The 12,194-nt window shown below is 57.7% G+C and carries 15 protein-coding genes and 2 pseudogenes; 7 read left to right on the top strand and 10 right to left on the bottom strand.

What is annotated here, in order from left to right; all coding sequences use genetic code 11:
* Positions 1 to 373: 373 nt before the first annotated feature.
* Both ACFOM8_RS21660 and ACFOM8_RS21655 read right to left on the bottom strand, forming a co-directional pair.
* Positions 374 to 1,246, bottom strand: coding sequence for a helix-turn-helix domain-containing protein (locus ACFOM8_RS21660; protein ID WP_377764465.1), 873 nt, complete (start codon positions 1,244 to 1,246; stop codon positions 374 to 376).
* 16 nt (positions 1,247 to 1,262) lie between these two features.
* Positions 1,263 to 2,393 (bottom strand): S-(hydroxymethyl)glutathione dehydrogenase/class III alcohol dehydrogenase, encoded by a 1,131-nt coding sequence (locus ACFOM8_RS21655; protein ID WP_377764464.1) that lies wholly within the window; start codon positions 2,391 to 2,393, stop codon positions 1,263 to 1,265.
* A 526-nt stretch (positions 2,394 to 2,919) separates the two neighbouring features.
* On the opposite strand from ACFOM8_RS21655, the gene ACFOM8_RS21650 reads away from it, so the two are divergent.
* The 4 genes from ACFOM8_RS21650 to ACFOM8_RS21635 are packed head-to-tail and all read left to right on the top strand — an operon-like array spanning position 2,920 to position 5,226.
* Entirely contained in the window at positions 2,920 to 3,999 is a 1,080-nt protein-coding gene (locus ACFOM8_RS21650) for a Rieske 2Fe-2S domain-containing protein (RefSeq protein ID WP_377764463.1), read from the top strand.
* A 44-nt stretch (positions 4,000 to 4,043) separates the two neighbouring features.
* A complete protein-coding gene (locus tag ACFOM8_RS21645; protein WP_080621493.1) occupies positions 4,044 to 4,346 on the top strand; it encodes a hypothetical protein in 303 nt (100 codons plus the stop codon).
* A gap of 51 nt (positions 4,347 to 4,397) precedes the next feature.
* Positions 4,398 to 4,748, top strand: a complete 351-nt coding sequence (locus tag ACFOM8_RS21640; RefSeq protein WP_157935969.1) for a hypothetical protein — start codon at positions 4,398 to 4,400, stop codon at positions 4,746 to 4,748.
* Complete coding sequence (locus ACFOM8_RS21635; protein ID WP_377764462.1) at positions 4,741 to 5,226, top strand: VOC family protein; 486 nt, start codon at positions 4,741 to 4,743, stop codon at positions 5,224 to 5,226. The genes ACFOM8_RS21640 and ACFOM8_RS21635 overlap by 8 nt, the downstream gene beginning before the upstream one ends.
* Positions 5,227 to 5,521: 295 nt before the next feature.
* Here ACFOM8_RS21635 and ACFOM8_RS21630 read toward each other — a convergent pair whose 3' ends face one another.
* The gene (locus ACFOM8_RS21630) at positions 5,522 to 6,088 is read right to left on the bottom strand and encodes an HAD-IA family hydrolase (RefSeq protein ID WP_377764461.1); all 567 of its coding nucleotides are present in this window, start codon (positions 6,086 to 6,088) and stop codon (positions 5,522 to 5,524) included.
* A 53-nt stretch (positions 6,089 to 6,141) separates the two neighbouring features.
* Between ACFOM8_RS21630 and ACFOM8_RS21625 the strand changes: the two are divergent.
* From ACFOM8_RS21625 to ACFOM8_RS21615, 3 genes and pseudogenes are all read left to right on the top strand, one after another.
* Positions 6,142 to 6,321, top strand: a pseudogene (locus tag ACFOM8_RS21625) (helix-turn-helix domain-containing protein); the annotation flags it as partial.
* A gap of 281 nt (positions 6,322 to 6,602) precedes the next feature.
* Positions 6,603 to 7,268 carry a L,D-transpeptidase gene (locus tag ACFOM8_RS21620; protein ID WP_377764459.1) on the top strand — a complete coding sequence of 222 codons (666 nt, stop codon included), beginning with the start codon at positions 6,603 to 6,605 and terminating at the stop codon, positions 7,266 to 7,268.
* 534 nt (positions 7,269 to 7,802) lie between these two features.
* Complete coding sequence (locus ACFOM8_RS21615; protein ID WP_377764458.1) at positions 7,803 to 8,459, top strand: L,D-transpeptidase; 657 nt, start codon at positions 7,803 to 7,805, stop codon at positions 8,457 to 8,459.
* Between the two features lie 104 nt (positions 8,460 to 8,563).
* Here the strand turns inward: ACFOM8_RS21615 and ACFOM8_RS21610 are convergent, their stop codons facing one another.
* The 7 genes and pseudogenes from ACFOM8_RS21610 to ACFOM8_RS21580 all read right to left on the bottom strand — a co-directional run.
* Positions 8,564 to 9,088: a L,D-transpeptidase family protein gene (locus ACFOM8_RS21610; RefSeq protein ID WP_377764457.1), complete on the bottom strand. Its 525-nt coding sequence runs from the start codon at positions 9,086 to 9,088 to the stop codon at positions 8,564 to 8,566.
* Positions 9,089 to 9,123: 35 nt separating this feature from the next.
* Positions 9,124 to 9,588 (bottom strand): DUF411 domain-containing protein, encoded by a 465-nt coding sequence (locus tag ACFOM8_RS21605; RefSeq protein ID WP_377764456.1) that lies wholly within the window; start codon positions 9,586 to 9,588, stop codon positions 9,124 to 9,126.
* Positions 9,585 to 10,199, bottom strand: coding sequence for an SCO family protein (locus ACFOM8_RS21600; protein WP_377764455.1), 615 nt, complete (start codon positions 10,197 to 10,199; stop codon positions 9,585 to 9,587). The genes ACFOM8_RS21605 and ACFOM8_RS21600 overlap by 4 nt, the downstream gene beginning before the upstream one ends.
* Entirely contained in the window at positions 10,181 to 10,663 is a 483-nt protein-coding gene (locus ACFOM8_RS21595) for a copper chaperone PCu(A)C (protein ID WP_377764454.1), read from the bottom strand. Before ACFOM8_RS21595 ends, ACFOM8_RS21600 begins: the two co-directional genes overlap by 19 nt.
* Positions 10,660 to 11,241: an SCO family protein gene (locus tag ACFOM8_RS21590; protein ID WP_377764453.1), complete on the bottom strand. Its 582-nt coding sequence runs from the start codon at positions 11,239 to 11,241 to the stop codon at positions 10,660 to 10,662. Before ACFOM8_RS21590 ends, ACFOM8_RS21595 begins: the two co-directional genes overlap by 4 nt.
* A gap of 12 nt (positions 11,242 to 11,253) precedes the next feature.
* Positions 11,254 to 11,916: a DsbA family protein gene (locus ACFOM8_RS21585; RefSeq protein WP_377764452.1), complete on the bottom strand. Its 663-nt coding sequence runs from the start codon at positions 11,914 to 11,916 to the stop codon at positions 11,254 to 11,256.
* A pseudogene (locus ACFOM8_RS21580) lies at positions 11,913 to 12,194 on the bottom strand (hypothetical protein); the annotation flags it as partial. The gene ACFOM8_RS21585 and the pseudogene ACFOM8_RS21580, both read right to left, overlap by 4 nt.

Genomic DNA, 12,194 nt, shown 5'->3' with positions numbered 1-12,194 from the left:
CCGACGGTGTCGCCGCGAGCGTCGCCGAAAATCGCGCCGCTTGATTAGGCCGCGTCACCCAAACTCTCGCATAGCTCCGTCCACATAGGCGACGACCCGAGTCCGAAGCTCCATTGGATGTGGCTTGCCCATCAGACCCCCCATGCCTGCCTCAGCAGAAAGGAAGCACATCATAGGAAAGCTGGGAATCCTGAATCTCGATGTCCGCGACACGCTCTAGAAACCGTCACGCCGAAGTGGGTGGAGCCGAATCGGTACTTCCGAATAGCAACTCGCTTGCCTTGTCCATTCCCGGCATCATCGCCCTGCCTCCGATCACGCAAAGGATGAAACATGCTCTTGCACGGCATAGAGTGTCGGCTTTTGCAGCCTGCTAGGCTTCGCTGCTGCGTAGGATCTCTTCGATACGCTCGGCATCCGACTTCGACAAGCGCCCGCTTGCGGTACCCCCTCTAACCTTTCGATAAATGGCACTCGTATACCTATCCGTGTGGCCGCCCTTCTTGGTATGGCGCAAGGTAAGGATTTCCGATGGCTTGGAGATCGGAAAGCACGACCGAAGGAAAGTCGTCCTTATCTCCGAATGAAGCTCGGCGCTATCGCCGCAGATTGCGCTTATGCCCTCCGAGAAGGCCCAGTCGAACAGGTTTTCCTGTGTTTCCCGGTGTGAAGCAATACTTGAGGCAACAAAAAAGGGATGTGCCGGATCGTTTCCAAGGCAGACGTCGCAACTTATGCCGGTTATACCGACAGGCAGACGCGCTGCAAAAATCTTTAGCCCGTTTAGCTCAAGCTCATCCGATAGGCTTCGGAACGAGCGAGAACCGATCCTCAGTCGATGCCGGATCATGTCTGTCACGCCAGGGGCAGTTCGATACTGCGGATCGCAAAGGTCGATCCTGCCGGGCGGAGCGATGGTTCCCGTGGCCAGAAACTCTGCTGAGATATAGTTTTCGACGGAAATATACGTCGCCACCAATGCCTGTGCCCTGATCGGCAGAGAGGCGATAGCGTCGCCGAAGTATTTCTGCACCTTGATATCTCTGACAAGCGGCGGCAGGAAGAAACAGATCGAGATGCCCGCCAGCGAAGCGATGGCCGTTAGGTCACGAATAGTCGGAGATGCCTCGTCGGCCTCCCACTTGGCAAGGGTAGCAATATTGCCATCCATGCCAAGCGCCGCGGCAAACTCGGCAATCTCCATGTCGAGACTTTGGCGCGCAATCTGAATTCGTTGTCCAAGCATCGCCGCACCTTGAATGTCAGTAAAGCACCACGGACCTGATGCTTTCGCCCTTGTGCATTAGGTCGAAGCCCTTGTTGATGTCTTCCAGCGGCATGGTGTGGGTGATCATCGGGTCGATCTCGATCTTGCCCTCCATGTACCAGTCGACGATCTTCGGCACATCCGTGCGCCCACGCGCGCCGCCAAATGCGGTGCCTTTCCAGACCCGGCCGGTGACCAGCTGGAACGGACGCGTGCTGATTTCCGCGCCTGCGGCCGCCACGCCGATGATGACCGACTGTCCCCAGCCGCGATGGGTGCATTCCAGCGCGTCGCGCATCACCTTGGTGCTGCCGGTCGCATCAAAGGAATAGTCGGCGCCGCCGATCTGGTCGAAGGGGGTCTTGGTCATCTCGACGATATGCTGGACGATGGAACCGTCGATTTCCTTGGGATTGACGAAATGGGTCATCCCGAAGCGTTCGGCCATTTCTTTCTTGTCGTTGTTCAGGTCCACGCCGATGATCATGTCGGCGCCTGCCAGACGCAGGCCCTGGATCACGTTCAGCCCGATCCCGCCCAGGCCGAAGACCACCGCCTTGGCGCCGATCTCGACCTTGGCGGTGTTGATCACCGCGCCGATGCCGGTGGTGACGCCGCAGCCGATATAGCAGATCTTGTCGAAGGGCGCGTCCTCGCGGACCTTGGCCACCGCGATTTCCGGCAGCACAGTATAGTTCGAGAAGGTCGAGCAGCCCATGTAATGGTGGATGGGCGTGCCATCCAGCATGGAAAAGCGGCTGGTCCCGTCGGGCATCAGGCCCTGGCCCTGGGTCGCGCGGATCCGGGTGCAAAGGTTGGTCTTGCCCGAGAGACACGACGCGCATTGGCGACATTCGGGGGTGTAAAGCGGAATGACGTGGTCGCCCGGCTTCACGCTGGTCACGCCGGGGCCGACCTCGACCACCACACCCGCACCCTCGTGGCCCAGGATCGACGGGAAGATGCCCTCCGGGTCCGCGCCCGAGCGGGTGAATTCGTCGGTATGGCAGATGCCGGTGGCCTTGATCTCGACCATGACCTCGCCGGCCTTCGGTCCTTCGAGGTTGACCTCCATCACTTCCAGCGGTTTGCCAGCTTCCAGGGCTACGGCGGCACGGGTTCTCATTGTCTGTTCCTTCATTCCATGCCTGTCTACCAATGCGGGATAGGCGATCTTCGCGTACTAAGGATGCTAGCGAAGCCTCGACAAAGAGGGAGGATCGAGGCTTCGCCCCGTCCGGCGGCGGAGATTGTAGGCGCCAGACGTGTCTTGCTAGACAAGGCAATAATACAGTTATTCACTGTCCAAGGAGACAGTTTATCTGGACCTGAAGTCCATAAATTTGAACGTCGCACTGCTCTTGCGCATCGAGTTGCGATATCTAGAGCAAGGGTTGCTGGCCTTTTGCTGAACTATTTGGCCAGTTTATCCCAGCATAGCAGCAAGATGGTCGAAACCTGTCATCTGCAAGGCCATGGGGCTTGAAAAAAGCCCGTGATGAAGCGCGCCGTACCATATACGATCCCGGCAGCTAGGCCATGTTGCGGATTTTAGACACCCTGTTCATATATAAATTCTATGTAACAGGGACATGTTGGGCTGACACTGGTGATCTATTCTATGCAGCAAAAGCTACACAAGGAATGCTGGTATGGGCGCACGTCCCTTGATCGAGAACATGGAATTCCTCCGCCACTTTTGGCATCCGGTCGCGACCCTTGACGAGTTCGAGAAGGCCGACCCGTTGGGCAATGGCCCCATGGCGGTCACCTTGCTTGACGAGAAGGTCGTTCTTGCTCGTCTCGACGGAAAAATGGTTGCGATGAAGGACCAGTGCGTCCACCGTTCGGCCAAGCTGTCCGGCGGCAAGGTCAAGGACGACCAGCTTCAGTGCCCGTACCACGGATGGATGTACAATGCCGAGGGCAAGTGCACCCATATGCCGGCATGTCCGACGCAGAAGATTTCCTCGCGCGCCAAGGTTCCAAGCTACCAATGTGAACTGAAGTACGGTTTGGTCTGGGTCCGTCTGGACAGCTCGTGGAACGTGACGGAAATCCCGTATTTCAGCGTCGCTGATGACCCGAGGATGAAGATAGTCGTGCAGGAGCCCTACTGGTGGAATGCCAGCGCACCGCGCCGCTGGGAAAACTTCACGGACTTTTCGCACTTCGCGTTCGTTCACCCGGGCACGCTGTTCGATCCGAACAACGCCGAGCCGCCCATCGTGCCGATCGATCGCGTGAAGGGCCAGCTGCGCTTTGTCTATGACACCCCTCCGGGCATGGATGTTCCCGATCAGGCACCCATCGGCAACTTCACCTACCATTGCAGTATGCCGTTCACGATCAACTTGGCCGTTCAAAAATATGTGGGGAACAACCTTCACGTCCTCTTCAACGTGTCCTGCCCGGTGAACGCGAAGCAAACGAAGAACTTCCTGATCTTCGCCCGCGAGAAGAGCTTGAACGATTCGGATCATCCCCACATCGCCTTCAACGACCTGGTCTTTGCCGAGGACCAGCCGGTCATTGAATCGCAGTGGCCAGAAGAGATTTACGACGACGAACTGTCGGTCGTGACCGACAAGATCTCGATACAGTACAGGAAATGGATCAAGGAACTGGAAAACGCCCACGCGCAGGGCAAGGAGGCTTTCGAGAAAGCTCTCCTGACGCCGGTTCTTGAAAGCGACCGGATTCACCCTGAACTGCAAGCAGTCGCGGGCTGACGCTCGGCCGGATTTCAGGAGATATCCCAGTGTCAGTCCATTTCATGACCAATTCTCCCGATGCGCTGCTTCGGGAGTTCAACCGGAGAATTGTCCAGGAAGAAGCGTGGGGGAAGGCGGAAGGCTGGATGCTGGAGGCTGATACCTCCTACCAGCATTCCGAAGACGTGTCGGATATCGGCGCAAGGCTTGTGCCAAGCGTCGATGCGGGCACGTTGACCTTCGAACTTCAGGCCGATGGCGGCAAAGGCATCCCGCCTGACGTGGTCAAGCTGTACTACACGAGGCTGGTGGAAACCTTCCTCCGGTGGATGGACGTGCGCTTTGATGAGGTTCTACTGAACTGAGCAGTCACGAAAGCTGTCAGGCGGATAGATTTGGAACGGAAAGGAAGAAAGTTGGCCTTGTATGTAAGCACCGCCGAACCGGAGAAGGCACTTAGGGCCTTCAATGCGTCGGTCGGCAATATCGATCAACCTCATGACGGCGCAAGATGGCTGCGACCGAAGAACTCGGACTACTTCACGCATGCGGACCCGGAATGGGCCTACAAGTCCTGGGTGCTGCCCACTGTCCGCCAAGGATCGCTGATGTTCAACATCATCAGACCCGAGGACCGCTATGTTTCAGTGAAAGCCTATGCCGCCTATCACGCCGAGCTTGTCGGGACGCTGATGGATGCGGGACTGGCGGCCCCGCTGGGCATAAAGATGTCGTCTCGATGCGCAGACGGCGACCTCAATGCCTGATCTCAAGAGGAGCGTGGACACACCGATGGCCAGTGCAGACAAGTTCCAGCCTATGCACAACATCTTCTGCGATGATGTGGAGAAACAGAAACAATTTTACGCTGCAATCCTGGGTTGGGACGACATTCCCGAGGCCTCTTCGCCGATCTACCGGGTTCTGCAAGGCAACGGCTTCCAGCTGGCCTTCAACGGCGTCCCGGCCTATGAGCTTCTGGGCCTGAAGGATCGTGAGAGACGCAGGACATCAACATCCAGCGCTGGCACGATGGTGACGTTCGTGGTTGAAGACTGGGCAACGGTAGATGAGATCGCGCACAAGGTGCCCGAGCTTGGCGGGTCGATCGTCAAGGGGCCGTTTGCAACCTATTACGGGCAGTGGCAGTTGGTCTTCAACGATCCGGAGTTCAACATCGCGCGCATCACAGCCATGACCATTCCCGAGGGTGCCGAAATTCCGGTTGTCAACTTCGACACCTAGAAACTATGTCCTATACGCGGGCCCTGTGCTGCCAAGCCGTGCCGCTTTTCAGGACGGCGTCCCCGGGTGCAGGCTCCATTCTGAATGCACCAGTGCTGCGGAGCAGGGTGTGTCATGGTGCCTCCAATCGTATCAGTTCATCTCGAAACGCTTCGATGGGTGTTCGGTAGCCCATGGTCAAACGGACACTCCATCGGATCTCCCAGCGTTGCCGCCACGGCACCACCAAGCGGCCGCAATGCGGACAAAGCAGACGCATGCTAAGTCGACTTCTTTCCTAAGCGTCAGAGAGAGATCACGAACAGGCTTCGATTTTTTTTGCGAGATCAGGTAAGTCAGCCGCTACAAAATCCCAGTCCCCATCTGCGACGAGATCAGTTCTTTGCCCTGGTCCATGCTCAGTTGCTCTGGGAAAAAATGCGGTGCGAAGGCCAGCCTGACGTGCAGCTGCTAGATCACCGTTGTGTGCCGCTACCATCACAACACGCTCTGGGGGCAAGGCAAAAGCCTCAGCGGCGGCGAGGTATACAGATGAGCTAGGTTTATAATCCTTCGCCAGTTCTGCACCGCCGATTGCATCCCAACGAAAATCCGCATAGCGGGCCAGCCGAACTGACATCGCGATTGAAGCATTCGAGCAAGGTGCAAGAAAACCGAACGGCCGAAGACGCGCCATCCCCACGTGAACATCCGGCCATGGCGGCAAACGCTCCCATGCCGAATTCAGATCGTCGCGCGCATGGTGATCAAAATCATCCCCGACGCCGAACGCTCGGAGTGTTTCATCAAGATTTTCACGATGAAGTATTTCAAGGCGAACATAACCCCGATTATCATGATCGGAGGCTACCTTCGGGCACATTCCATTCTGGAATGCATCAACCGATAGTTTCTGAAGCACTTCAGGAGGATGTGATGAGGCGCCCTTTCACCAACCTGACGCTGGACGAACGCCGTGTGATATCGCGGATGTTGCAGGCCAAGGTGCCAAAGACGCAGATTGCGCAGATGCTCGGCCGTGATCGCTCGACCATCACCCGCGAAGTAAAACTCAACTGGTGGCATGCCGCGGCCCAAGCCATTGGTCATCAGCACCCTGCGACCCTTGCCTTTGGATTGTCGCTTGGGGATTGAGCCTGTCTTGCCCTAGCAACCAACCTTGGCCTACCCCGATTTGACGCAGACCAGGCTTGGGCCGGCCTGGACATCGGCGTGCGGGTCGAACTGATCCGGAGACAGGAACTACAAACCCCAGAGATCACATCGTGAGAATGGCACAAGAGAATTTGATCTCAAAAATGGGAATGGCGGGCTGAGCAGGTTGCCTTGAAAGCGTAGTCCGTGAGGATGTCGAGTAAAGTTAAGGAGCATAAAAGATGCTGACACGACGACACTTCATTCACACGACCACAGTGCTGTTCTCGGCAACTATTTCTAACCCTCTGTTTGCGGCATCATGGCCAAATGGAGCACAGAAGGCTGCTTGGGACGCACAGGTCACTCCTGCCGGTTACAACCCAGAAACTTCCAATCCTTGGGGCTTGCACCCACGTTTCTTGCCTCAAAGGGTAAGGGCCAATGATGGCTTGATACCGGGTGATATCCATGTGGATGCTGTGGCAAAGTATCTTTACCACATCGAGGATGGAGGAACCGCCATGCGCTATGGCGTAGCCATCGGACGAGGGGACCTATACGAACCCGGGGTCTATACGATCAAGCAAAAGGTCGAATGGCCTCATTGGACACCAACGCGGAATATGATTGAGCGCGAGCCGGAGATTTATGCGCAATTTGAAGGTGGAATGGAGCCCGGTCCCGAGAATGCCCTCGGTTCACGGGGTCTCTACCTCTACGTTGGCGACAAGGATACTTACCTGCGCATCCACGGAACTCCGTTTCCCAGAAGCATCGGCACTAGCGCCAGTTCTGGCTGCGTACGGATGGTCATGGCGCATATCAACGATCTCTACCCAAAAGTAGAACTCGGCTCGACTGCGTTTCTCTATTCGCCTGCCGAAAGTGTGACTACGCGTAGCTAGGCCAAGCCTTTGGTGAAGTTGCAGGCCTGACCATACGCCCCGGCGGCTTCAGGCTTGCGACTGCATGCAAATTGGACGGCCCTCAGTCGTTGTAAGCGGAAGAAGTGTTGTTTCCACCTGCCCACGATGCTCGTACCAATAGCAATTATCCTCTGAAAGAAGACGGGCCGAAGCGACGTCCTGACCGGGCGCAGCGAGCGCGATGAGCTCTGGGGGAAGACTTTCGGATCCGGTTTCTGTTGTTGCTGTCCTGGCTGTCATGTTTCCGCAACCGGCATTGAACAGGACAACTGCCAAGATGATGAGGGGTCTGAGTTTCATTTCTGTCTCCTGGTGTGGTTTGCCTTTTCAGGCATCTCCCTCGCACTCGATATCGCGGCGCACAAGCTTGACAGCCAGCATCAGCAGCGGCTTTCAGTTGGAGCGCACAATATCTTGATCTGCACGGCGTTTCGTCTCCTTGGCCAAATGCCTTCAGGCGAATATCCTTCTGCAATCGTTAGACAAACTTATCCATAAAAAACGAGGCAGTGAATGGTCCTGAAGGACACAGGTAGCGACCGTCGGCGCTTTCTGGGAGGCCTGCTGGCCACAGCGACGGTCTTGCCGGGCGGCGTCCTGGCGCAGGGTTTCGATCCTTATACCGGGCAGCCTCTCTATGGCGGACCCCCGACCGGCGGGGCGCCGGATCTTGGTGCCTATCAGATCGATCCGACGGCAGATACTGCGCGCAATCAGTCGTCGTTTCGCGCGAGACACTGGAGCGAGTTTTACCCCAGCCTGGGAAAAGGGGTGATCCTTGCGGACGTGACCTCTCGTGCGGTGCATTACTGGTCAGGTGACGGGTCAATCAGTCTGGTTTTTCCTTGCTCTATCCCCGTCACGGAAGATCTGACCCGCCGAGGCGAAACCGAAATCGTCAGAAAGGCAAAAAATCCGCCCTGGACGCCAACGCCAAGCATGCGGGAAAAGGATCCCGATCTGCCTCAGCGTGTCGAAGGTGGAAGTCCGGACAATCCCTTGGGACCTTACGGCCTTTATCTGTCATGGCCCGCCTATTTGATCCATGGCACGCATGACACCCGGAAGATTGGCCGGAAATCCTCAAACGGCTGCTATGGCCTTTATAATGAGCATATTACCCGGCTTTATGAGATGGCCGAAATCGGAACGCAGGTGACAGTGTTCTAAAAGCCTATCCTTACAGGAATGCCAACGAACCCGTTCGCTGGCATTCCTCCAAGAAGCCTCAAGAATGTTGGACCACAACATTCTGAGCCCGTCTCATCCATCTGTCAGGCATAAACCATGATAGGGACGCCGGGCTGCAGCATGGCATAGATATCCTCGACCTCTTCATCGCTGACGGTGATGCACCCGGCCGTCCAGTCTCTTTTCTGGCGCACCAGCCGATTGCCTTCAGGTCCCCGGCCATGGATCATGATATCGCCGCCGGGATCGCGACCGAATTGTTCCGCGAAAGCGCGGTCGCGCTCATTCGGATAAGACAGGCCGACGGAAAGGTGATACCGGCTGCGAGGATTGAAGCGGTCCACGAAATAAAGCCCCTCGGGCGTCTTGCCGTCTCCCTCGAACTGCTTGTGGCCTACCGGCTGGAACCCCAAGCCGAAATCATAGGATTTCAGGACCGTGGTTCCGTTCAGAAGATGCATGCGGCGCTGCCCTTTCTGAACGACGACCTGGGTGACAGGGGGACCGGAATAGACCTTGAACGCCGGCGTCTGCGGCGTAGGAGCGCCACATGCCGCCAGGACTGCCAAGCCCGCCAGGGAAAAATGACGCCGGTTCAAACTGGCCATTCAGGAATGCTCCGTCCCAAGTGTAGAATAATTTTCTAAATGCTGTTGCCGGCGGGATAGCTGGTGAACACTTCGCTGCTGCCGTCCTTGCGGATTAGCAGCACGTCATAAGCTTCGCGCTTGGCTTCCGGCCCCATGCCAGGGCTACCGTAGGGCATACCGGGCACGGCTAGGCCTGCGGCATCGGGTCGTTCTTCCAGAAGCCTGCGGATATCCTCGGCTGGCACATGACCTTCCAGGAAATATCCGTCGATCTGGCCGGTGTGGCAAGAAGAGTGCTCGGCGGGAACGCCAAGGTCGATCTTGTGCTGGAACAGCAGCACGCCGAAGCGTTCTTCAGACGTCACGTCGAAGCCCTGCTGCTGCAGATATTCGGTCCATTTGGTGCAGCATTCGCAGCCCTGCCCTTCGACGACATGAATGGCGGAAGAGGCCTCCTCCGCCCCCAGAGACAAAGGTGCAGCGAGAAGGGCAAGTGAGATCAGCAAGGCACTGTTCATCCGATGGCTCTCCGGATCTTGGGCACCGCAAAGCGGCGCCCTTCGTGAAAGTCGATGGTGCTGGCAAGCTCGCCCGAGGGCTGAAAGACGAACACGCCGGACGTATGGTTCATGGTGTAATCGCCGTCTTCTCGCGGGACGCGCTCATACTTCACGCCAAAAGCCTGGGCTGCACGGGCGATGTCATCAGGCGAACCCGTCAGGCCGCGAATGCGAGGGTCGAAGTTCGACAGGTACTCGGCCAGGATCTCCGGGCTATCGCGCTCAGGATCGACAGTGATCATGAAGACCCTTATGCGGTCGGCGTCCGGTCCCAGGCCTTCCAGCCAATCGGCAATGTCCATGAGCGTCGTAGGACAGACATCGGGGCACCAGGTAAAGCCGAAGAACACCATGCTGGCCTGCCCAAGCCAGTCCTCTGGATCCACAGGATCGCCCCGATCATTGATCAGCTGCCATGACATCCCGGACAGGTTTGCCCGGTTTCCCCCAGTCCCTCTGTCTTCCACCAATCGTTGCAGATCTCCGCTGCGCCATGCCCCTACCCCCAGGGTAAAGCCGAATGCGCCAAGAAGGCCTGCTCCGCCGAGGATCAGCTTGCGGCGTCGCATTGCGCTTCCTGGGCACGCATCGGGAGAACCTGAGCTTCGATTTCTACGGCCCCCGCCTTCTCGAAGATCAGTGTGACGGGGAAAGTCTCGCCTTCGGAGAGCGCTGTGCTCAATTCCATCAGCATGCCGTGATAGCCACCCGGCGCCAGAGCGACCGTTTTGCCTGCCGGAACCTCTACGGCTTCGGCATGCGGCATAGCGGCGACCCCATCCTGGATGACCGTTTGGTGCAGCATAGGCATTCCAGCGATTGGCGTTTCAATCCCCATCAGGCGATCATCAGATCCTCCATTGTTGCGGATTTCGACATAAAAGACCGCTGGCCTCTGCGTGCCGATAGTAACGCGCGACCATGCCTTTGAAATGGTGAGATCGCCGGCTGACACGCTGGAGCAATCGGCCGAGGCGAGTGCGGGAAGCAGCATCGCATATCCCAGGGCAAGCGCGAACACCTTGATGGTCATATTCTATCCTCGATATCCGCCAGTATCTCGGCAGCAGGGGTTTCATAGTCGAACAGGCGCAGCCATTCACCATCCGGTCCGATCAAATATAGCGCTGAACTGTGCGACATCGTGTAGCCATCCGGAGCCGATGGGTCCTCTTCCCGTCCGAAATGGATTTTGAAGCTCTCTGCTGCGTCCTTCGTTGCAGCACTGTCCCCTGACAGGCCAAGTATTGCCGGATGAAAGGCTGCCAGATACTCGGTCAGCCCCTGTCTGCGGTCCCGCTCCGGGTCGATCGAGATGAACAAGGGCTGCACCCGGTCTGCCTCGGCGCCCAGATCATCCATCACCTGGGCGACTTCCGACATGGTGGTCGGGCAGACATCGGGGCAATTGGTGAAGCCGAAGAAGACCAGGCTGAACTTTCCCCGAAAATCGGCCATGGTATGGGTCTGGCCCTTTCCGTCCTGAAGAGCGAAGTCTGGCCTGAAGGTTTCCGCGGTCTTTCCCCGTCCCGCCCATTGCTGGACCGCCAAGGCCGCTGCCGCCACCAGGACCAATCCCCAGAGGGCTAGACGGATTGTTCTCACGCTCATCAGTATCGTGCCTTATCCAAGCTCTGAAATCGCATTGGAGATCTCTGCGCGCAGGTTTGCGATACTGAGTTCGGTCAGCCGCACGCCATTGACGAAGAAGGTGGGTGTCCCCTTGATCTGCATGGCTTCCACATCCGCCATGTCCTGATTCAGCACGCCGGTGATTTCGGGATGCAGGCGCTCAGACTCGGCGCGTGCCAGATCGAGCCCGGCTTCCCCGGCCATTTTCCAGGCCAGGTCCATGCGTGGCTGGCCATGAAGCGCCCAAGCGGGCTGCTGGTCGAAGAGGATGTCCAACACCGGCTCGAAGAGGTTCTGACGACGCGCCACCTCAAGGATACGCACCGCCTCGTCAGACCCCTCGTGGAACGGGGTGTATCGCAACACCACGCGAAGCTGAACGGGATATTCGCGGCGCAACTCATTGACAACAGGATGAAATGCCCGGCAAGCCTCGCAGGAAGGGTCAAAGAATTCGACCAGGGAGACCGGCGCGTCGGCCGGTCCCAAGATCGGCGAATGCGACCGGATCAGCGCATCGGGCTGAGCTTGCAGGGTTTCGCGCACGGCAGCGGCCTGTTCGGCTTCTCGCTGGCGCGAAACAAACCAGGAGCCGGCGGCAAACGTGCCTGCACCCAGGGCAACGGCGCCCACAACAACGGTTCTTCGGTTCACGGTCGCTTTCCTTTCATGAAGATCAAACACAGCGCGGTTGCGCTAAAAGCACCGAGCGAGAGATAAGGGATGGGCAAGCCCAGAATGGTCATCTGGGTTCGGTCCGAGCAGGACGGTCCAGTTTCAGTGCACGGGCTGACACTTTCCGGAATCAGTCCGGCGTAGAGACCCGAATGCCACAGGGCCACTGCAAGTCCCGCCGAACTATGGCTGAATCTGGGTGACGCGACTTGATCAGGCGGCGCGGCTTTGGCTGGCATCGTCAGCGACGACCCCGT

This window comes from Paracoccus angustae (genome assembly GCF_042648745.1).
Taxonomy (GTDB): Bacteria; Pseudomonadota; Alphaproteobacteria; order Rhodobacterales; family Rhodobacteraceae; genus Paracoccus; species Paracoccus angustae.
The sequence above is the reverse complement of the archived record's forward strand: the minus strand, read 5'-3'. Positions and strand labels throughout refer to the sequence as shown.